At 70.0% G+C, this 20,463-nt stretch carries 20 protein-coding genes and 2 pseudogenes; 14 read left to right on the top strand and 8 right to left on the bottom strand.

Going from position 1 to position 20,463, the window contains the following annotated elements:
• Positions 1 to 51 precede the first annotated feature (51 nt).
• Positions 52 to 1,404 (bottom strand): D-inositol-3-phosphate glycosyltransferase, encoded by a 1,353-nt coding sequence (mshA, locus tag SH922_RS21685; RefSeq protein ID WP_393059551.1) that lies wholly within the window; start codon positions 1,402 to 1,404, stop codon positions 52 to 54.
• Between the two features lie 228 nt (positions 1,405 to 1,632).
• Here mshA and SH922_RS21680 point away from each other — a divergent pair, with 228 nt between their 5' ends.
• The 3 genes from SH922_RS21680 to SH922_RS21670 all read left to right on the top strand — a co-directional run bounded on the left by SH922_RS21680 (position 1,633) and on the right by SH922_RS21670 (position 5,372).
• Positions 1,633 to 2,409 carry a class I SAM-dependent methyltransferase gene (locus tag SH922_RS21680; RefSeq protein WP_393059550.1) on the top strand — a complete coding sequence of 259 codons (777 nt, stop codon included), beginning with the start codon at positions 1,633 to 1,635 and terminating at the stop codon, positions 2,407 to 2,409.
• 242 nt (positions 2,410 to 2,651) lie between these two features.
• Entirely contained in the window at positions 2,652 to 3,710 is a 1,059-nt protein-coding gene (locus SH922_RS21675; RefSeq protein ID WP_393059549.1) for an NlpC/P60 family protein, read from the top strand.
• 306 nt (positions 3,711 to 4,016) lie between these two features.
• A complete protein-coding gene (locus SH922_RS21670; RefSeq protein ID WP_393059548.1) occupies positions 4,017 to 5,372 on the top strand; it encodes a PP2C family protein-serine/threonine phosphatase in 1,356 nt (451 codons plus the stop codon).
• On the opposite strand, the gene SH922_RS21665 is transcribed toward SH922_RS21670, so the two are convergent.
• The 3 genes from SH922_RS21665 to SH922_RS21655 form a co-directional block, all read right to left on the bottom strand.
• Positions 5,354 to 5,686, bottom strand: a complete 333-nt coding sequence (locus SH922_RS21665; protein WP_393059547.1) for a DUF2516 family protein — start codon at positions 5,684 to 5,686, stop codon at positions 5,354 to 5,356. The two genes, SH922_RS21670 and SH922_RS21665, sit on opposite strands and share 19 nt — an antisense overlap.
• Positions 5,687 to 5,804: 118 nt before the next feature.
• Entirely contained in the window at positions 5,805 to 6,413 is a 609-nt protein-coding gene (locus SH922_RS21660) for a hypothetical protein (RefSeq protein WP_393059546.1), read from the bottom strand.
• A gap of 27 nt (positions 6,414 to 6,440) precedes the next feature.
• Positions 6,441 to 6,905, bottom strand: a complete 465-nt coding sequence (locus tag SH922_RS21655; RefSeq protein WP_393059545.1) for a helix-turn-helix domain-containing protein — start codon at positions 6,903 to 6,905, stop codon at positions 6,441 to 6,443.
• Positions 6,906 to 7,124: 219 nt separating this feature from the next.
• Here SH922_RS21655 and SH922_RS21650 point away from each other — a divergent pair, with 219 nt between their 5' ends.
• Complete coding sequence (locus SH922_RS21650) at positions 7,125 to 7,778, top strand: M15 family metallopeptidase (protein ID WP_393059544.1); 654 nt, start codon at positions 7,125 to 7,127, stop codon at positions 7,776 to 7,778.
• Positions 7,779 to 8,118: 340 nt separating this feature from the next.
• Here the strand turns inward: SH922_RS21650 and SH922_RS21645 are convergent, their stop codons facing one another.
• Positions 8,119 to 8,886, bottom strand: coding sequence for an AraC family transcriptional regulator (locus tag SH922_RS21645; protein WP_393059543.1), 768 nt, complete (start codon positions 8,884 to 8,886; stop codon positions 8,119 to 8,121).
• Positions 8,887 to 8,983: 97 nt separating this feature from the next.
• Here SH922_RS21645 and SH922_RS21640 point away from each other — a divergent pair, with 97 nt between their 5' ends.
• Complete coding sequence (locus tag SH922_RS21640) at positions 8,984 to 9,784, top strand: sulfite exporter TauE/SafE family protein (protein WP_393059542.1); 801 nt, start codon at positions 8,984 to 8,986, stop codon at positions 9,782 to 9,784.
• Between the two features lie 152 nt (positions 9,785 to 9,936).
• Entirely contained in the window at positions 9,937 to 10,302 is a 366-nt protein-coding gene (locus SH922_RS21635; protein WP_393059541.1) for a DUF4333 domain-containing protein, read from the top strand.
• A 46-nt stretch (positions 10,303 to 10,348) separates the two neighbouring features.
• Here SH922_RS21635 and SH922_RS21630 read toward each other — a convergent pair.
• Positions 10,349 to 10,591, bottom strand: a pseudogene (locus SH922_RS21630) (hydrolase); the annotation flags it as partial.
• Here SH922_RS21630 and SH922_RS21625 point away from each other — a divergent pair.
• Complete coding sequence (locus tag SH922_RS21625) at positions 10,587 to 11,069, top strand: sigma-70 family RNA polymerase sigma factor (protein WP_393059540.1); 483 nt, start codon at positions 10,587 to 10,589, stop codon at positions 11,067 to 11,069. The pseudogene SH922_RS21630 and the gene SH922_RS21625 sit on opposite strands and share 5 nt — an antisense overlap.
• 73 nt (positions 11,070 to 11,142) lie before the next feature.
• Here the strand turns inward: SH922_RS21625 and SH922_RS21620 are convergent, their stop codons facing one another.
• A complete protein-coding gene (locus SH922_RS21620; protein ID WP_393059539.1) occupies positions 11,143 to 12,258 on the bottom strand; it encodes a DUF4037 domain-containing protein in 1,116 nt (371 codons plus the stop codon).
• Positions 12,259 to 12,383: 125 nt separating this feature from the next.
• Here SH922_RS21620 and SH922_RS21615 point away from each other — a divergent pair.
• From SH922_RS21615 to SH922_RS21605, 3 genes and pseudogenes are all read left to right on the top strand, one after another.
• A pseudogene (locus SH922_RS21615) lies at positions 12,384 to 12,870 on the top strand (MarR family winged helix-turn-helix transcriptional regulator).
• A gap of 135 nt (positions 12,871 to 13,005) precedes the next feature.
• Entirely contained in the window at positions 13,006 to 13,302 is a 297-nt protein-coding gene (locus SH922_RS21610) for a hypothetical protein (protein ID WP_393059538.1), read from the top strand.
• Positions 13,303 to 13,307: 5 nt separating this feature from the next.
• On the top strand, positions 13,308 to 14,237 hold the full coding sequence (locus SH922_RS21605) for a hypothetical protein (protein WP_393059537.1): 930 nt from the start codon (positions 13,308 to 13,310) through the stop codon (positions 14,235 to 14,237).
• Positions 14,238 to 14,251: 14 nt separating this feature from the next.
• Here SH922_RS21605 and SH922_RS21600 read toward each other — a convergent pair whose 3' ends face one another.
• Positions 14,252 to 15,100, bottom strand: coding sequence for a LysR family transcriptional regulator (locus SH922_RS21600; RefSeq protein ID WP_393059536.1), 849 nt, complete (start codon positions 15,098 to 15,100; stop codon positions 14,252 to 14,254).
• Between the two features lie 95 nt (positions 15,101 to 15,195).
• Between SH922_RS21600 and SH922_RS21595 the strand changes: the two genes are divergently transcribed.
• The 4 genes from SH922_RS21595 to SH922_RS21580 all read left to right on the top strand — a co-directional run bounded on the left by SH922_RS21595 (position 15,196) and on the right by SH922_RS21580 (position 20,205).
• The gene (locus SH922_RS21595) at positions 15,196 to 15,927 is read left to right on the top strand and encodes an SDR family oxidoreductase (protein ID WP_393059535.1); all 732 of its coding nucleotides are present in this window, start codon (positions 15,196 to 15,198) and stop codon (positions 15,925 to 15,927) included.
• 48 nt (positions 15,928 to 15,975) lie between these two features.
• A complete protein-coding gene (locus SH922_RS21590; RefSeq protein WP_393059534.1) occupies positions 15,976 to 16,479 on the top strand; it encodes an NUDIX domain-containing protein in 504 nt (167 codons plus the stop codon).
• A gap of 523 nt (positions 16,480 to 17,002) precedes the next feature.
• Positions 17,003 to 18,262, top strand: a complete 1,260-nt coding sequence (locus tag SH922_RS21585) for a GNAT family N-acetyltransferase (RefSeq protein WP_393059533.1) — start codon at positions 17,003 to 17,005, stop codon at positions 18,260 to 18,262.
• A gap of 272 nt (positions 18,263 to 18,534) precedes the next feature.
• On the top strand, positions 18,535 to 20,205 hold the full coding sequence (locus SH922_RS21580; protein WP_393059532.1) for a CBS domain-containing protein: 1,671 nt from the start codon (positions 18,535 to 18,537) through the stop codon (positions 20,203 to 20,205).
• Positions 20,206 to 20,463: the final 258 nt, after the last annotated feature.

The following is a 20,463-nucleotide window of genomic DNA, read 5'->3' as shown; positions in this document are numbered from 1 at the left end:
GCGTACGTCAGGCCGGGGATGCCCGTCCGGCGGGAACCCGCCGCCCCGGCCTCACCCGTGGTGCGAGCGCACCCGGCGCCGGTGGTCCTGCATCGCCTCCGTGTACACGTCCGCGGTCGCCGCCGCCGCCGTGTCCCAGCCGAAGCGCTGCGCGTGCGCGGCGGCCGCGGCGCCCATCCGCTCGACGAGCTCCGGCGCGACCGCGAAGCGGTGGAGCGCCTGGGCGTACGCCTCCGGGTCGTGCCCGGGGATCAGGAACCCGCTGACCTCGTCCCGTACCGCCACCGGCAGACCGCCCACGGCCGCCGCGACGACCGGGGTGCCGGCCGCCTGGGCCTCTATGGCGACCAGGCCGAAGGACTCGCTGTACGAGGGCATGACCAGCACGGACGCGGCCCGGAACCAGTCGGCGAGCTGGTCCTGCCCGACCGGCGGGTGGAACCGCACGACGTCCGCGATGCCCAGGCGGGCGGCCAGCTTCTGCAGCCCCTCCGGCTTGGCGAGCCCGCTGCCGCTGGGTCCGCCGACGACCGGCACGACCATCCGGGAGCGCAGCGCGGGGGCCCGGTCCAGCAGGACGGCGACGGCTCGCAGCAGCACGTCCGGGGCCTTGAGCGGCTGGATACGGCCCGCGAAGAGCGGAATCAGGGCGTCCTGCGGCAGCCCGAGGCGCGCGCGGGCCGCTGCGCGCCCGTCGGCGGGGCGGAAGCGGTCCAGGTTGACGCCGGGGTGGACGACGGCGACGGCGCCCGGATCGGCCTCGTAGAAGCGGACGAGCTCGGCCGCCTCCTCGGCGGTGTTCGCGATCAGGCGGTCGGCCGCGCTGACGATCTGGGTCTCGCCGATGACGCGGGCGGCCGGTTCGGGGGTGTCGCCCTCGGCGAGCGCCGCGTTCTTGACCTTGGCCATGGTGTGCATGGCGTGGACGAGCGGGACGCCCCAGCGCTGCGCGGCGAGCCAGCCGACGTGGCCGGAGAGCCAGTAGTGGGAGTGGACCAGGTCGTAGTAGCCGGGGCGCTGGCCGGCCCACGCCTGCATCACGCCGTGCGTGAAGGCGCAGAGCTGGGCGGGCAGCTCCTCCTTGGCCAGACCCTCGTACGGCCCCGCGTCGACGTGCCGCACCAGGACGCCGGGCGACAGCTCGACGGTCGGCGGCAGCGCGCCGGCGGTGGAGCGGGTGAAGATCTCGACCTCGATGTTGATCGCGGCCAGCCGCTTGGCGAGCTCCACGATGTACACGTTCATGCCGCCCGCGTCACCCGTCCCCGGCTGGTGCAGCGGGGAGGTGTGCACGGAGAGCATCGCGATCCGGCGCGGCTTGCGGTGGCCGCCGGGGAAGCCTGTGGGGAACCTGAGGCGCGGTGCGACACGGCTGTTGCCGAGCCGGGAGACGTACTGCGTCACGTCGTCCGGTCCTCCTCACTCAGGGCACTGGTACCGGCTCACTCACGGGCATGGCACTCGCTCACGGGCATGGCACCGAAGGGACGCAAGGTCCCTTCGAAGGTCTGGAACAGCGGAACCCCGCCTTTCATTTCCGTTTTGCCAAATCATTACGGTACGGCTCCGGCGCGTCGCCGAGACTGCCGCCGGGGCCGCGCACTCACGGGCGAGGTCGTTACGCTCTGTGTCATGCGCCCGATCGGCACCGCGACCCGCGGGACCACCAACCCGAACCGGCTGCGCCGCATGGACCGCTGGATCGCCGCCACGCACGGCCCCGCCCTGCGCCGCGCCGACGCCCCCGTGGCGGTCGACCTCGGGTACGGCGCCGCCCCCTGGACCGCCGTCGAGCTGTTGGAGCGCCTGCGCACCGCCGAACCGCGCACCAGCGTGGTCGGCGTCGAGATCTCCCCGGAGCGCGTCGAGGCGGCGCGGCCGTACGAGCGCGAGGGCCTCACCTTCCGGCACGGCGGCTTCGAGATCCCGCTGCCCGGGCGGCCCGCGCTGATCCGGGCGGCGAACGTGCTGCGCCAGTACGACGAGGCCGAGGTGGCCGCCGTCTGGCAGCGGCTGTGCGACCGGCTCGCGCCGGGCGGCCTGCTGGTGGAGGGCACCTGCGACGAGATCGGGCGCCGCCACGTGTGGGTGGCCCTGGGCCCCGAGGGTCCGCGCACGGTCACGTTCGCGACCCGGCTCGGCTCCCTGGGCCGGCCGTCCGACCTCGCGGAGCGGCTGCCGAAGGCGCTGATCCACCGCAATGTGCCGGGCGAGCCCGTCCACGCGTTCCTGCGCGACTTCGACCGGGCCTGGGCGGCAGCCGCACCGTACGCCTCGCTGGGCGCCCGGCAGCGCTGGATCACGGCCGTGCGCGCACTGTCGGGCGAGTGGCCGCTGACGGACGGCGTGCGGCGGTGGCGCCAGGGCGAAGTGACGGTGAAGTGGTCGGCACTGCGACCCGAGCGGTAGCCCAACAGGCGGCGAACAAGGTGAATTCCCCCGGCACCGGGAACGTCGGCACGGCATCGTTCGTCCCAGAACAGGGGGCCGCATCGGGGAAAGCCGGTCCGGGAGTGACACGGGGGTCCCGCGGGCCTGGACAGATGTGTCTGCCTCTGTTGCTTTTCGGTACGGCATGGCACGATCTCGACGGCACCATAAGTTACTGACGGTAAATCAGATTAGTGGGATCCGCTCGGAGGGGGAGCTTCGTGTACCGACGCCACTGTGCCGCTGCCGCGATCACTCTGGTCTGCGCGATGGCCGTACTGGCCTCGCCCGTCCAGGCCTTCGCGGCACCCGCACCCCCCTCACCGGCCCCGGCCCCGTCGGGGAAGAAGAGCCTCGAAGAGGTGCGCCAGGAGATCGACGGCCTCTACCGGGCTGCCGGGTCGGCGGCGGACGCGTACAAGCTCGCCGAGGAGAAGGCCAAGAAGCAGTCGGGCGAGATCGTCAAGCTGGCCCAGGCCATAGTCGAGGGCCAGGCGAAGATCGCCGAGCTCAAGAGCAGGGCGGGCGCCCAGGCCCGCGACGAGTACCGCAACGCCGGACTGCCGCCGGGCGCCCGGCTCATGCTCAGCGGCGACCCGCAGCTCTTCCTGGACGGGGTCAGCCGGACCCGCCAGGGCCAGAAGGCCGCCAAGGGGCTCCTCGGGGAACTGAACAGGACCCAGGAGGACTTGGAGACGTACACGCAGGACGCGAGCACCAACTGGACGAAGCTCGAAGCCAATCGCGTCAAGCAGGCCAAGGCCAAGAAGAAGATCAACGCGCAGATCGCGGCCGCGAAGAAGCTGGAGTCCCAGCTGGAGAAGAAGGAGCTCGCCCGGCTCCTCCAGCTGGAGCAGGAGGCGGAGTACAAGTCACAGACCGCCTGGCTGAGCTCCGGCGCACTGAAGGAGATCAACCGCGAGGCGACTGCGAGCGGCAAGAAGGCGGTGGCCTTCGCGACCTCCAAGATCGGCCTGCCGTACGTGTGGGGAGCCGAGGGCCCCAAGTCGTACGACTGCTCCGGACTGACCTCCCAGGCCTGGTCGGCGGCCGGACGGCCGATCCCGCGCACCTCGCAGGAGCAGTGGCGGCAGCTGCCGCACATCGCGATCAAGGACATGCGCCCCGGTGACCTGATCATCTACCACGGCGACGCCAGCCACGTGGGGATGTACATCGGCGACGGCGCGATCGTGCACGCCCCGCGCCCCGGCCGCAACGTCACGCTCGCCGGGGCGGGCTCGATGGAGATCCTCGGAGTCGTCCGCCCGGACAGGTAGGACGGCCCACGGACGGAGGCGGCTGCTCCCCCGGCCCCCGGGAGCTCCTCCGCGGCCACCGGCGTGAGCGGTGCCACTTCGGCCCGGAAGGGCGGCGTGACCTTTGTCATGCCGTCCCGGGCACCCCGGGACGGCCACATCGCGCCTGATCCGTGACCTGACGCGGCTTATGGCGGTGCATATGCCGGGGGCCGAGTGCGGTGCGCCATTCCGTTCCCGCATCCCGTACCGCTATCGTCCCCGTCTGGCGGGTCGTCGATCGTCGTCCCGCCGCGCCCTCGGGGGGAGGGAAGGAAACCCGAACCGATGCCCGTACCCGTACCGCAGCAACGTGCCGTTCCCGCTGCGGAGGCCAGCAGTGGCACCGACCTCACCCTTCTGGTGATCGAGGACGACCCGGCGGGCACCTTCAGCGTCCCGGAGCTCTCCGCCGCGGCCGGTGCCCGGGTCCGTATCCGCGCCGCCCGCAATCTGACCGAGGCGGGCCGGCTCCTCACCGACGACGTGGACTGCATCCTGCTGGACCTGGCGCTGCCGTCCGGCGCCGAGACACGCGGTGACCGGGGGGCGGAGCCCGACGGGCTCGCCACCCTCAAGCACGTGCTGCGCATCGCGCCCCGGCACGCCGTGCTCGCCCTCACGGCCGAGGACGACGCCGAGCTGGCGGCCGAGGCGGTACGGGTGGGGGCACAGGACTACCTCTTCCGCGGCGAGCTGGACGGCCGGCTGCTCAGCCGCGCCATCCGCTACGCCGTCGAGCGCAAACGCGCCGACGTCGCCCAGCACCAGCTCACCGAGTCCCGGCTGCGCGCCCAGGAGAACGCCCGCCTGGAGCGCGGCCTGCTGCCCACCCCGCTGCTCGACGGCTCCGATCTGCGCTTCGCGGCCCGCTACCGCCCCGGACGCAGCCGCGCGCTGCTCGGCGGCGACTTCTACGACACGGTCCGCACGCCCGACGGCACGGTCCACGTGATGATCGGTGACGTCTGCGGCCACGGCCCGGACGAGGCGGCCCTCGGCGTCGAACTGCGCATCGCGTGGCGCGCGTTGACGCTGGCCGGGCTCTGCGGCGACGAGCTGCTCTCCACCCTCCAGCAGGTGCTGGAGCACGAACGGGAGAGCGAGGAGATCTTCGCGACGCTGTGCACCGTCGACATCGCCCCCGACGGCCGCCGCGCCGGCCTGTGCCTGGCGGGCCACCCCGCACCGCTGATCGCCCGCCAGGGGCGGGCCGCGCACCTGCTTCCGTACGAGGACGGCGGCCCGGCACTCGGCCTGCTCCCGCGCGCCCGCTGGCCGCGCCGGCAGGTGGAACTGGGCGGCTCCTGGAGCCTGATGATGTACACGGACGGACTGATCGAGGGCCGCGTCGGCAACGGCACGCAGCGTCTCGGCCAGGACGGCATGGTCGCGATGATCAACCGTCAGCTGTCCGAGGGCCTGACCGGCGAGGACCTCCTGGAGGCGGCGGTCACCCACGTCAGGGAGCTGAACGGCGGCGAACTGACCGACGACGTCGCGGTCCTGCTGCTCGACCGCGACCAGACCACCGCCCGCGAACCCGCCCGCCACCGGGCGCATAACGGCGACCGGGGCCGGAGCATCCCGCGCCCCCGCCCCGGACAGGTGTCACCCGCAGGCGCTCAGCGCCCGCCGTTGTAGGGCCCGTACGGACCGTCGCTGCTGGAGCCGCCGCGGCGTCCGCCGCCCGAAACGGCCTTGAGGGCGGGCCGCACGTCCACGAAGAACACGATGGACGCGACCAGCCCGGCGAGCTGCACGAACAGCATCGGCACCCAGAGGTTCACCGCCACCGCGATGCCGAGGATGATCAGCCAGAAGGACTTCTTCTGCTTGTCCGCGGCGCGGTAGGCGTCCTCGCGGGCGATCGCGGCCATGACGAAGGCCACCACGGCGAGGACGAGCATGGCCGTGTAGATCAGCCCGAGGAATGTGCTGAAGCCTTCGAGCAACATGATGTGCACCGCCTAGTCAGTGGATGAGCGCCTCGCGGCCAAGGTACCGGGACAACGACCGGGGCACCCCGAAAGGTGCCCACCCGCCGCCCCGGCACACCTGCCGGGCATCCCGCCGCTACTTGGCGGTGGGCGGCGTGGTCTTCTTCGCGGCGGGCTTGCGCGCGGGCGCCTTCTTGGCGGGCGCCGGCTTGGCCTCGGCCTTGACGGTCCTGGGCGCGGGCTTGGCGGCCGTCTTGGGTGCGTCCTTCACCGTCTCCGGCTTCGACTCCTTGCGCGGCTCGACGACGACGGCGATCTCGACGATCTCCTCCGCGGTCTCACCACGCCACGTCCGCACGGTCTGCTCGCCGCGCTCGGCGACCTTCTCGTACGTCTCCCGGGCCCTGACCGCGTACTCCGCGGCCACGCCGACGCCGCGCAGCGCCAGGTCCTGGGCGCTCTCGCCCAGCTTCTTCAGGTCGGTGTCGAACGCCCCGATCACCTCGGTGACCTTGGCCTGAAGGGTGGCCTGCGCCTCCTTGGCCTGCCCGGTCACCTTCTCCTGCACGGCCTTGGGATCGGTGTTGCGCACCGCCTCGATGCGCTCGGGCGCCTCGGCCCGCAGCTGCTCGATCAGGGCCGGAACCTTCCGGGCCTGCTGCACGGCGAGATCGGCCGTACCGGCGGCGAAGTAGAGGGGGGTCGGGTCGGTGAGGGTCTTACGCAGGTCATCGGTGATGGCCATGACTGTGGTCCTCCCGGATCATCAGACTCAGTGTGAGGGTTTTGAAGGCTTTGAACCTGTATCGGCAGCACTGCCGTCGGCACTGAAGGGCGCATCCGCACCGGACGCACGCCCCTCGTCGTCCGCAGGGCCCGCGGGCTCGTCCTCGAACCCGTTCTCCTTGCGGAAGGAGGCGTAGATCTGCAGCAGCACGCTCTTCTGCCGCTCGTTGATCGACGGATCGGCCAGGATCACCGCCCGCGTCTCCAGCTCCTCCCGCTCCCGCTCGTCCAGGATCCCGGCCCGTACGTACAGGGTCTCGGCAGAGATCCGCAGCGCCTTGGCAACCTGCTGAAGGACCTCGGCGCTGGGCTTGCGCAGGCCGCGCTCGATCTGGCTGAGGTAGGGATTGGACACCCCGGCGGCATCGGCGAGCTGCCGCAGCGACAGCTGCGCGGTACGGCGCTGCTCGCGCAGGTACTCGCCGAGGTTGCCGACGTTGAGTGAGGCCATATCCCGATACTGGACCCTCGCTGCTAACTTTTGCAAGCAGGCGCTTGCAAAAGTGTTCGGCACCACTCGGACGGGGCACGGTGACTCGTGGAACCTGGTGTCCGCTCTCAGTAGATGTGGCGAGTCCCACCAGATGTGCGGGCCGGGGCGCTAAGTCCCAGTGATTCTGATCAAGCGGATGAGCGGATGCCGTCGAGGTCAGTACGCGATGATCAGTCCATGATCGAGATCATCTTGATGTCAGATCCGAAGATCGCAGCCATACCGACGAGGGACTGCGACGAACCGCTCCTTGATGTCCGACGTCACGATCCCTTCCCCGTCGACACTCGCGAGCAAGACGATTCCGGGGCCTTCGCACACCTGCGCGAGGGGGTTCTCAGCCGCCTTATCGATGCCCGAAATCTTCTGCCAGACGGCATCCGGTTGCTGTTCATCGAGGGGTACCGACCGCCTGCGCTGCAACGTTTCTACTTCGAGAGGTACGCCGAAAGGCTCCGGAACGATAACCCCGGCTGGTCCTCGGAACAGGTCCGTGCTGCCGCAAGCCGGTTCGTGTCTCCCCCGGAAATCGCCCCGCACAGCGCCGGCGCTGCCGTCGACCTGACTCTCGTCGCCGCCGATGGCAAGGAACTCGACATGGGAACGCCGGTGGATGCCAGCCCGGAAGTGAGTGAGGGCGCCTGCTACACCGCCGCACGCAACATCGGTTCGGAGGCACGTGTCAACCGGCAGATCCTCACTGAGGCCCTGACTGGGGTGGGCCTGGTCAACTACCCGACCGAGTGGTGGCACTGGTCCTATGGCGATCGCTACTGGGCACTTGCTACAGGCACCGGCCACGCCATCTACGGGCCACGAGAGCTTGGCTGAGCCTGCGGAGGCTGTCACTCACGTGAGTGGTCTCGTCCCGTTCTAACTGCGTAGACCTGCTGAATCTGCACAGTGGCTTTCATGGGGCTACGTGGGTTGGTGGGGATAGCGCCGGAGGCGATGGACGGGTTCGAGGTCGGGTGGCGGAACGCCGCGGGCGAGTACCGGCTGCCGTTGGCCGAGGCAGCAAGTGTGGAGTTCGAGGCAGGGCTGCCGGTGCGGGGGTTTCCGTCGTATCGCGGGCAGCGGCATTTCCCGGGGTTGTACTGGTCGGCGACTACGGGCGGACACGCCTTCGCCGACACACCCTCACGCACGCAGGGTTCGGAGCGGACGCAGATCACTGACTGCGCGTGGTGAAACGGGACGGGGGCAGGCCGAAGGTACGGGTGAAGGCGGCGGTGAAGGCGGCGGGTGAGGCGTAGCCGAGGCGACCGGCGGCTTCGGTGACGGTCGCGGTGCGCAGGAGCGGTACGGCCGCGAGCAGGCGGGCGCGGGTCCGCCAGGCGGCGGGGCTGTCACCGGTCTCGGCGCGAAAGCGCCGGGTGAAGGCCCGTTCGCTCTGCGCCGATGTGCGAGCCCAGGACGCGTTGGTGACACGGGCGTCCGGTGCGGCCAGATACAGCCGGCACAGTTCCGCCAGATCGGTGAAGAACGGGATCGCGAGGTGGAAAGGGAGCGGGGTGCGTGCGGCGATCTCGTGCAGCAGGAGCTCGGCGATGCGCCCTTCCCGCCCGGAGGGGCTGTAGTCGACGTCGAACTCGGCCGCACTCAGGAGCAGTTCACGAAGCAGGGGTGGTACGTCCACGACCGTGCAGGTGGCGGGCCACCAGGGAACGGCGCCCGGCTCGATGTACAGGCTCCGCGTGCTCACCTCCAGCATCCGGACCCGGTGCTGGGTGGCGGCCGGGATCAGGACGGCGCGTTCGGGCGGGACGGTCCACGTGCCGACGGCCGTGTCGACGACCATGACGCCGGTGGCGCCGTAGAGGAACTGGGCGCGGCGGTGCTCGTGCCAGTCCAGTACGTGGCCCGGACGGTAGTCGGTGCCGATCGGCAGGACGACCCGGTCAACGTGATCGACGGCGTCCAGGGAGATGTTCCTCATCCCCGCCAGAGTATCGGCCGAGACGCGAAGGAATCGTGCCGGTCTTCGCATGCGAGAAGACCGGCTGCCCTGGTGGAGTGATCCCGTGGACATAGCGATGTTGATCGGGATAGGACTCCTCACCGGAGTGACGACGGCTCTGTTCGGGTTCGGCGGTGGGTTCGCCGCGGTCCCGGTCGTGGTCTGGGCGGACGCCGCGCTCGGCGCGGACGCGATGCGGGTGGCGACGGCCACCTCGGCCCTGGTGATGGTGGTGAACGCGGGCTTCGCAACGGTCGTCACGCCTCAGCGCGTACGCGGCGCCCTCCGCGGCAGCACCGGACTGCTCCTCCTGCTGACGGCCGGCGCCTCGGCCGGTGCGCTTGCCACCCGTTTCGCCCCGCCGAAGCTGATCCTCTGGCTGTTCGTCACGTACGTGGCCATCACCATCGCCGACCTGCTTCTGCGGCCCGGATTCCTGCGCCCCCGCGCACACGGCGGGCAGTCGGCACAGGGACCGCGACCGCTGCCCGCCGTCCTCGGCGTCCCCATCGGCGCAGTCGCGGCCTTCCTCGGCGTGGGGGGCAGCGTCATGACCGTCCCCGCGATGCGGCGCGCCGGCCACCCGATGCACGTGGCGAGTGCGATGGCCAACCCCCTCACCCTGGCCATCGCACTCCCGGCCACCGCGGTCTCACTCGGCGGCACCGCACTCCCGGCCTCCGTCGGCGCGCACTTCCACCTGGTCGGTCTGGTCGATCCCGGCGCCGCCGCAGCCCTGCTCATCGGCGCCCTGCCGGCCATCGTGCTGCTGCGGCGCCGCCCACCGCGCATCCCCGACCGCGTTCACGCCTGGGCGTACATCGGGCTGCTCACCGTCGTGGTGGCGGCGATGCTGCTGTCGGACCTCTCGTGGTGACAAGGACACGGCCCCGCCGGCCCGGGTATCGCTCATGCTTGAGGCCGAGCAGGAACGGGCCGGCCCGGCGGGTGTGCCCGGGTCGTGTGCGAGCATGCGCCTGACACACGGGCAGTAGGCTTCCGGCCGCTTCTTGTTCTGAATCATCCGAAATGGAGCACCTCACGGCCATAGTCCGCTTGTCCGTAGCAGCTTGGAGCCTCTCGGCCGTGGCCGCAGGCGTGCTGCTCGTCGGCTGCTCGGGCTCGGTCAGCGTGGCCAACTCCGAGCCGAAGCTGTCCAAGGACAAGCTGGCCACCACGGTCGCCGAGAAGCTCGCCGCCACGACGGGGCAGCCGAAGCCGGACGTCGTCTGCCCCGAGGGCCTCGCCGGGAAGGTCGGCAACATCACCCGTTGCACGCTCACCGCGGGTGACGGCAGCACCCTGGGCGTGTCGGTCACTGTCACCTCTGTCGTCAAGGACAAGATCAACTTCGACATCAACGCCGATGACACGGCTTCCCCGGCAACGAACTGACAACCGGGGCGGGCGGGGCACGACGCCGGCGGTGGTCCCGCCACGGTCAGCCGTACATCGCCACCCGACACAGAGCCGCGAGCGCGGCGTCGATGGGATGGGGCTGCGGCCTGCCGGTGGAGTCGAGCGTGTTCCACCGCTGCAGGTTCACCGCGACCGCCATCTGCCGCTTGCTGTCGGCGCGGGTCATGGCCAGCTCTCCACCACCCCAGACCGTGCCGCCGTGGCCCCAGAAGACGCCCTGGCCGGGGCCCTCCATCGGGTGCAGGCCGAGACCGTAGTCGATGGTCAAGGTGTTCATCGGCTTCGGCTGGACCCAGGACCGCATCGCCCGGCTCACCGAGATGAGTCAGCCGGCCGTGTCCAAGCAGGTGACGAAGTACCGGGACGCCGATCCCGCACCCCCGATGGACCTCTCCCTCGACCAGCACGACGTGCCGTGGCTCGAAGGGCGCCTGTGGGGCCTCGCCGAGGACCTCTCCGAGACGTACGCCGAAACCGCCCGCTGCACCCGCTGCGTCGGCGCGCCCGCCCGGGGGAAGAAGCGCTTCACCGCCGAGAACGTCGACGAACTGCGCCGGCTCGTCGAGGAGGACCTGCGGCTGCACGCGGCGGAACTGCCCGACGGCCACCGGAGGGCGTACGACGAGATCAGCCGCGGCCTCGACGTGCCGACACCGCCGGCCACCGCCCCGGCCGGCCCGGCCTCCGTGCGCCGCGCCCTCGCCCACCGGATCCAGCGCGACCGGCTGAGAGGCGGCGCCTGAGTCCTCGCCCCGTCTCAGGCACTTCCTTCGCCCGGCCGGCCGCGCGGGTCCGCGGGCGCCGCGTCGCAGGGCCTCACCGTCCGCCCACCGCCGCACTCGCCGCCCGCAGGGCGTCCCCGTCCCTCCCCATGAGCAGGTCCGTGCTGTCCGCCCATTGGTCCACGACCCCGGTCAGCGGCAGACCGGCGAGGTCCGGGTCGGTGACCGAGGCGGCAAGCGGGCGGGCGAACCGTTCCGCGTGCAGGACGAGGTACGGACGGCCGTGGTACGGGCGCGGCGTCGGGTCCACCACCTCGACCAGGCCGGACGCGTTCTGGCGGATCGCCACCGCCTCGTACGCGGCGCACAGCAGCCGCTCCCGCTCGGCGTGGTCCGTCGCCGCCAGTGCGCCGAGCAGTGAAGGCAACAGCGCCTCGGCCGCTTCCAGCCGGGCGAACGCGCTGCCCAGCCATTTGCTGTACGGGGGATAGCGCCGCTCCAGCAGCAGGCTGAGCCGCATGAGGTCCCGGACCAGCCGGGACGCGACGACGGCCGAGCCGAGTGCGTCGCCGACCTCGGCGCAGCGGCCGACGAAAGCCTCCTCCTGGGAGATCCGTTGCCACTGGCAGGCCAGGACGTAGCGCCACACCTGTTCGGGATAGCGGGCCAGTCGCCCGCGTGCGGTGGTCAGGAGGCCGGGGCCGTCGTGGAACACCGCGCCGCCGGTGACCCCGGCGAGCTTCTGCTGCGGCATGGCGAGCCAGTCCCGTACGTCCGGTTCGGCGGTGGTGGCGTCGAGGCCCACCTCCCGGGTCAGCCAGACGCCGGTGTCGTGCGTGAACACGCGGTGATCGACAGGCCCGTCGGTCGCCGCCATGTGCCCGACCTGGTCGAGGGGATCGCCCGCCGGGCGGAAGTGGGTGGACCAGCCGCGGATCTCCTTCGGCAGCCGGTCCGCCAGCAGCCGCCGGATCGCCTCGCCGTGCGCCGCCGCGTCGTCCGGGGCGAGGAAGAGGTCCAGGCGCGGTCCCCAGTCGTGGTCGGCCGACCGTGCGGTGTCGAAACCGAGCACCTCCGAACCCGGGCCGATCCGCGCGGCGGCGTACGGCAGGCCGGGAAAGACGTCGTCGAGGACGGGCCGCACCGCTTCCTCGTACAGAATCCGGGAGAGCTCCAGACCGGGCAGGAACGCGGGTTCGGCAGGGGGCATACGGCCACTGTGTGGGCGCCGGGCCCCGTAGGCCAGCGATTTATCCGGGCCCGGGCGGGGCCCCGAGGGCAGACAAGTCCGTTTGCGGACGATCTACCACAGACCGAATTGGGACACTGGTGGACATGACCGCCATGGCGCCCACTCGCACCGCACCGGACCTCTCGTACCTCCTGGACCACACCAGTCACGTCCTGCGGACCCAGATGTCGGCAGCACTCGCCGAGATCGGGCTCACCGCACGCATGCACTGCGTGCTGGTCCACGCCCTGGAGGAGGAGCGCACCCAGATCCAGCTCGCCGAGATCGGCGACATGGACAAGACCACGATGGTCGTGACGGTGGACGCCCTGGAGAGCGCGGGCCTCGCCGAGCGCCGGCCCTCCACCCGGGACCGGCGAGCGCGGATCATCGCCGTCACCGAGAAGGGCGCCGCACTCGCCGCGAAGAGCCAGCAGATCGTCGACCGGGTGCACAAGGGCGCGCTGAGCAGCCTGCCCCGGACCGACCGGGAGACCCTCCTGCGCACCCTGAACCAGCTGGCCGGCGAGCACCTGGCCACCCCGGCCGGGAACCCGGGCGGTCCGCCGGGCGCGCCAGAGCCAGAAGTAGGCGCCGCGGACTCCACGGCAGACCACGAGGCCCCGGCCACCGGAGGCAGAGCCATCCGCAGAAGAGGCAGCGCCATCCGCAGAAAATAGAGCCGAAAGAAATAGTCCGCAACAAAACCATCTGCTACGTTCTCTCTTGTCGAACCCACCGACAGGAGAGCCCGATGTCTGCCACCGCTCCCGCAGCTCCTGCCCCTGCTCCTGCCGTCACCCGCTCGCGCGCTCTCTCGACGCCTACCTGCACGAACGCACCAGCGGCCTGATCGGCAGCCTCTCCCAGCTCGTCCGGGAAGCGGCCATCGAAGCGATCGACAGCGGCGCCGAGAGAATCACCAAGCGCCTCCTCGACTCGGTCGAGCTCGACCACACCGTCGAGCAGGCCAGGACCAAGAAGACCCCCAAGAAACGGACACGCAGAACGAAGGCGGCCTGAAGCCCGTGAGGCCCTGGGAAGAACCCGTCCGGCTCCTACCCGTCCCGCTCCCGCCCGTCCACGGCGAGGTCCTGGGCTGCTATCTGCACCGTCTTGCCGAAGCGAACCACACCACTCCGCCCCTGCTCGGACAATGCCTCAGTCCCCACTCCCGCATCTACTTCACCCGCCGCACCGACCCCCTACGGCATTGGACACCCACCGCGCTGCCCCGACTCGCGGCCATGACCGGCGTCCCGGTCGAGGCCCTGGATCGGTCCTTGCCCGCCTTCGCCCGCCTCGTGGCACGGGCGAACGGCACGGGCCCTACCGGCCACGCTCATTACGACCTCCATGTCGCCTGCCGGCACTGCATGAAGGGACGAGGAATCACCGAACCCGTGCTGCCCCACCGTGACCCGAGCGCCCGCCTCTGCCTCAAGCACGCCATCTGGCTCGACGGCGTGTGTCACTACTCGGTTGGCCATCTCGCCGGGCTCATCAAGGCTCAACGACAGCACGTCAGACTGGCTCGCCGGTTCCCCGACACCATCGGCGCGGCCACCAAGGAAGCGGCGAAACTCACCCGCTCCTGGCTGGTGGCGGGATACCAGCCAGGACTCAAGCGTCACTGGCGCAGACGGCTGGAGGCCCTTCCTCACGAAGCGGCCCGTTACAGCAGCGTGCTGCGCTACCGCTACGACGAGCGGGAAAGCATCGTGACCTACACCGAGTTCGTCAGCATCCTCGGGATCGTCGCCGACCCCAAATGGCGTGCCCTCCGCATCCATCGCAAGTCCGGCATCGCCTTCGAGAGACACCAAGAGACCATTGACGCGATCTACACCGAAACCGAACGGCGGCTCTCCATCCACACGCTCCGCGAGATGCCCGACGCACGCCACGCGTTCCGCAACGACCCCTTGTTCCGCTGGCAGGCATACGGGAACTACTGACTACGGGACAGCCCTCAGAGACGTGTCGCAGTCCGGACGAGGTCGGCGACTGCTCTGGACCGGCTGTGCGGGGGCCAGGCAATGACGGTGGTAACTGCCGGCGCGTCCAGCACGGGCACGGTGGCGAGGTCATCGGGCAGCTGGGCTCGGCACGACTCCGGTGCGACCGCGCACGCGCGGCCGAGCGCGACGAGCTGCAGCAGCTGTGCTTGGTCGCGGACTTGCGGGCCAGGGCCGGGCGGGTAGGTGCCGTCGGAGTCGGGCCAGCTTGGCAGGGGCAGGCCAGGCAGGGCGGCGATGTCACCCATGTGCACGTGGGCGCGGACGGTGAGCGGGTGCCCGGCCGGCAGGACCACGACCTGGCCCTCCGTACTGAGTTCTTCGGTGTCGAACCCGGCTGTCGAGTCGAACGGCCGATGCAGCAGCGCCACGTCGGCCCGGCCCTCGCGCAGGAGTCGTTGCTGCTCGCCAGGGCCGCACAAGATGACGTCGACGGGGACCGCGCCGGGTTCGGCGGCGTACGCGTCGAGCAGTTTGGCCAGCAGTTCTCTGGACGCGCTGGCTTTCGTGACCAGGGTCAGGCCGGGGCCGCCGGCCCCGGAAAGGACGGCGCGGCGGGTCCGGCGCTCGGCGGCGTCGACCGCGTCGAGGGCCGCCCGGCCCTCGGCCAACAGCACCGAGCCGGCCGCGGTCAGCGTGACGGCGCGGCTGGTCCGATCCAGCAGTGCTGCCCCGAGCCGGCGTTCGAGCTGCTGGATCGCCCGCGACAGAGGCGGCTGCGCGATCCCGAGCCGCTGCGCGGCCCGCCCGAAGTGCAACTCCTCGGCGACAGCGACGAAATATCGCAGTTCCCGGGTCTCCATGCCGCCACGGTACTCCGGATCAATACCCTGACGGTATCGCTGCCTACCCGATCGGTCTTGGACCCCGGCCGGGGTCCAAGAGCAGCATGGTCCCCATGAGCGAACGAACAACTGCGCTGGTCACCGGCGCGAACAAGGGAATCGGCTACGAGATCGCCGCGGGCCTGGGAGCCCTCGGCTGGAGCGTCGGCGTCGGCGCCCGGGACGACCGGCGCCGTGAGGCAGCGGTGGAGAGACTGCGCGCGGCCGGCGCCGACGCGTTCGGCGTACCACTGGACGTGACCGACGAGGCGAGCGTGACCGAGGCCGCGCGGCTGATCGAGGCACGGGCCGGGCGCCTCGACGTGCTCGTCAACAACGCCGGAATCGCCGGCGGCATGCCGCAGGATCCCACCCAGATCGATCCCGCCACCATCCGTACGGTTGTGGAGACCAACGTGATCGGCGTCATCCGCGTCACCAACGCGATGATGCCGCTGCTGCGCCGCTCCGCCTCACCACGGATCGTGAACATGTCCAGCAGTGTCGGCTCCCTCACCCGGCAGTCAGGAACCGCTGCCGAGCAGAAGACGGGTCCGGTGGCCGTGGCGTACGCGCCGTCGAAGACGTTCCTGAACGCCGTCACCCTCCAGTACGCCCGGGAGCTGAGCGGCACGAACATCCTGATCAACGCCGGCTGCCCCGGCTATGTCGCGACCGACCTCAACGGCTTCCGCGGCGTGCGCACCCCCGAACAGGGCGCGGCGATCGCCATCGAACTCGCGACCCTGCCGGACGACGGCCCGACCGGCAAGTTCTTCGAAGACGCCGGCGTAGTGCCCTGGTGATGTGCACGGCGGTCGGCGTTGTCAGTGGGCGCTGCCAGGGTGTGCGTCGTGGACGAACTGGTGGAGCGTGTCGACGATCAAGATCGTGTACTGGGGGTGGTGGTCAGCCGCCGGCAGGCCATCCGGGAGGGTTGGCTGCACCGGGTCGCCGTGACGGTGTGTCGTGATGAGCTTGGGCGGATCCTCGTTCACCGGCGGTCGGAGCAGCTGTCGCGCTTCCCCGGGCTCTACGAGGTCGTGGTCGGTGGCGCCGTGGATGTCGGTGAGTCCTATGAACAGGCCGCCGCGCGGGAGTTGGCCGAAGAGCTGGGCATTCGTGTGCTGCCGCGCCTGCTGTTCACGTTCCTCAACCGCAGCGGTTTGAGCCCTCACTGGCTCGGCGTGCACGAAGCCGTGGTGCCGGACGCCGTGGCCGCCGATCCTGATGAGGTCGCCTGGCATGGCTGGCTGACCGAGCCGGAGCTGCGGTCGGCACTGCTGGAGTGGCGCTTCACCCCCGACAGCCACGAAGCCTTCAGCCGGTATCTCGCGTTCCGGACCGCGCGGTCCTGACCTTTCCCGCCGCTCGGGCTGGGGTGCCTGCTTGGGGCCAACTTGCCTGCAGAACAGCACGGAACACGTCAACAGCGATGCGAATTCGGCGACAGATATCGTGCTCAGTGCTTCAAGAAAGGCCAGGTCGGAGTGGGAGGTCAACGACAACTGTCGTGCCGGGGCTCAGCCCGTGACTGAGCGAGGAGTTGTCACTTGAACAGGACAACTGTCACCGCTCGGCTTGGCGGACTCCCGTGCAGGCGAGGACTGCGCCGGAGCCTCGGCAAAGCAGAGCATGAAGGCCCACGTCCGGTCCGGCGAGAAGATGCAGCCGATCCTGACCTGAGCGGCTTCGACCCGGGTGAGGATGTCGACTGTGGACGGCAAGGCGCGAGTCTCAGTACCTGGTGCCGGCGCCCATGGCCGGATCCACCGGTGAGTTCTCGTTGGTCATGGGCCGATACTCGGTTGCCGGCCGGCGGGGGTGGCGGATGCAATGTCCGGCATGGTGACTGAGGTCCGCCCGCCGAGACCGGATGAAATGGCTGCGTACTACCGGGCGTTGCCGTTCGCGAACGGGCTGCCGAGCTGGGAGCCGGCGGACGCTGCGTGGCACGGTGGTTCCGAGCCGTGGCCCCCGCAGCACACCCCCGCGACCCAGGAGCAACTCGATGAGTGGGCAGAGGCCGACGTCAGGGACGAGTCCTTCCACCCGATCGCGACGTTCGTCGACGGCACGTGCGTCGGCGGATCGGCCACGATCTCCTTCGGGGTGACGGTCCCCGGCGGGGGTACGGTCAGAATGGCCGGCGTCACTGCCACCGGGGTGATCGCGACCCACCGCCGACGCGGTTACCTGCGGCAGATGATGCAGGCCATGTTCGAGTCAGCCTTGGACCGAGGCGAGCCGCTGGCGATGCTCAGCGCGAGCGAAGGCAGCATCTACGGGCGGTACGGATTCTCGCCGACGACCTACCGCGTCCGGTGGGAGCTGGCCCGTCACGAAGCCACCTTCCTTCCGACGGAGACTGATCCCGGGTCGCTGGAGCTGGTCGGCGCCACGCAGGCGAAGCAGGCCTGGCCCGTGGTGCATGCGGGCGTACGGGCATACCGCGTCGGTGAGCTCACCCCCCTCGCCGGACACTGGGACAGGCTGTCCGACGGAGCAGACGGCACGAACGGACCGCTGCGGTATCTCGTCCACCGTGACCAGCTCGGCAATGTGGACGGCGTCGCCAACTTTCGGCTGCCATGGTCCTCGACGGCGGACAAAGCGGGAACACTCGTCGTAGAGGCCCTTGAGGCGACGAATCCGATGGCCTACCGCGCCTTGTGGAGTGTGCTGCTCGACTTCGATCTCACCAAGACCGTCGTTGCGCCGGGCCGTCCGCGCGACGAACCCCTGCGGTGGATGCTCACGAACCCACGCGCGATGCGCATTACCCGCCAGTCGGACAACCTGTGGGCGCGCCTTCTCGACGTACCTCTCGCCCTGACCCAGCGCTCGTACGACGCACCTGGCGAGCTGAAGTTCACCATCGACGGCGACCGGATGTGCCCAGCGAACAACCGGACATGGCATCTCCGAGCAGACGGCGCCTCGGTGACGTGCGTTCCCACCACCCAGGTGGCCGACATGACCATCACGGTCCCGGCGCTCAGTTCCCTCTACCTCGGTGGCATGTCGGCACACGAGCTGGCGTATGCGGGCCGCATCACCCCGCACACCGACGGCGCGATCGGGCAGTTGACCCGGTTGTTCCGGACCGACCCCGAGCCGCACAACTCCTTCGGCTTCTGACGAGTCGGTACGTGACGAGGGGGGAGGTTTTCGATCAGCTCAGAGCTGATGCGGCTGAGCCCCTGGTCTTCGATCCGGTGCCCCATGCGCTGGAACGCGCCTTTCTCCTGGCGTGCGGTACGGAGGACGTTGTCGACCCCGCTCGCCCACCGCTCAAGCGCCCCATGCAACCGGCGCGCAGGCTGCATCCGCACCCCGAGTAGCCTCCCCCTGACCAGGCTCGCGCTGCTTCGACGAGTACGTGTGCCAGTGACCTGTCCGAGGGGGACCGCGTGGTGAAGGCATGGATGATCCGGGCCGGGGCTGACGGCGAGCGTGAGGAGGCATCACTCAGTGAACGTCTGACCATCGCCGGCTGGCCCGAGGTCGGCGATCTCACCCACTGCTCGTCCTGGGACGACCTCCGCACAGAGATCGACAAGGCCTACCCGCGCGAGAACCCGCGGGTCCTGAGCAACTGGCAAGGCCAGTTGTGGCGGTTTCGAACCGTTCTCACCCCTGGCGACATCATCGTGCTTCCGCTGAAGGCCGGCAGCGTCGCGATCGGATACCTCACCGGTGACTACCAGTACCGGGTGGACTCGCCGCCAGGGCTGCGCCACGTCCGCGGCGTCTACTGGAGCCGTACCGACGTACCACGCTCCGATTTTCGCGCGGACCTGCGTGCCACACTCGGCTCGCTCCTCACCGTGAGCGAACTACGCCGTCTCGATGCCGCCTCCCGGCTCGCTGCCCTTGCCAACGGCAACCCTGACCCGGGAAACCCCGACGCTCCCAAGCACCTGAGGCTCCTGGAAGGCCCGGCCGCCCTGGCCGAGAAAGTAGCTGAAGCAGCCAAGGGCCGGCCCGTCGAACTTGCTGTACGCGACTTCCTGAGCATCTGGGATGTCGTGAGCCGCTCGTCCAAGGCGATCTCCACCATCCGGCGTGACCTGGCTGAGTTCGGTCTCTCGACCGTCCCGCCGTTCACCGAGGTGCCGATCGACCACACCATCCGTGTCATCCCCATCGGGCAGGCCCCCGAAGCCGAGCGACAGCTCCTGGGGCAAGAGACGGGTGCCCTTGAACTGGAAACCGTGGAACCCGACGATCCCGGACCTGAACTCCTCGACATCCCTGACGAAGACACAGCAGCCGACGCCGAGACGGCGACCGGCACCGAGGGGGAAGGGGACGGGGACGAACAGCAGGCTCCGCGAGCAGTGCCGGTGGTGGTGACGGTGGGTCGGCTGCCCTCGGCCCGCAGGCAACTGAAGTCGGTCCGCCTGTCCGACCCGCTGAACCTCGCCATAGAGCTCATGTCCGAGCACTCCTTCGATCAGCTGCCTGTCCTCAACGATGACGGCCATCTGCTCGGCGCCGTCACCTGGCGAGAAATCGGCGCGACGAACCGCCCCGCGAACGCGCTCGTCAAGGACGCCGCCGTTCTGAAGGTCCGGTCGGTGCGCACAGACGACCCTCTGGTGGACTGCCTGGTCAACGTTGCGGACCACGGCTGCGTGTTCGTCGTCAACCCGGACGGAACCCTGTCGGGCATCGTGACGGGCCATGATCTGGCCCACCGGTTCGAACAGGAACTACGGCCTTATGCACTCCTGGAGGAACTGGAGCGCCGACTGCGCCGCGCCCTCGGACACGCCCTGCGCCGGATCAAGGAGACGACCGGCGAGTACGGCCTGCCGGGCGACCCGGCCAGGATCGTGAAACTCGGCGACAAGGGCATGAACTTCAGTGACTACGTGCAGCTGTTGAACCGTTCCGATGTGTGGGAGGCAACGGGTTGGCAGTTCCCCCAGACGCGCTTCACCGAGCGCTTGGACCGAGTCAGGACGATCCGCAACAAGACGATGCACTTCCACGAGATGGATGACGACCGCGCCAGTGCGGTCGAAGAGATCCGTGTCGCCCTGCAGATGCTGAAGACGGTCCAACCGCAGGCCTGACCGCCGTCCGGCACCGGCACCCCGGCACCGGACGGTTACGACGGAGCGGTCGGCGTGCCGTCGTCGCAATGTCCAGGCAGTCCTGGAGCTCTGCAGGCAAGTCGGGTGTACTCCAACAACATGCACCCAGGCCCCACGTCTCTCCAATGTCACAGCCGTCGTGACTCCTGGCGCGTGAAGAGCAACGCGGGGGTTCGACTCCCCATCAACAGTGCAGCTCAGCACCGCGTACAGGTAAAGGTGCACATCGCACAGCAC

Source organism: Streptomyces sp. LN549, from assembly GCF_043203805.1.
Lineage (GTDB): Bacteria > Actinomycetota > Actinomycetes > Streptomycetales > Streptomycetaceae > Streptomyces.
This window is presented reverse-complemented; position numbering and strand designations above follow the sequence as displayed.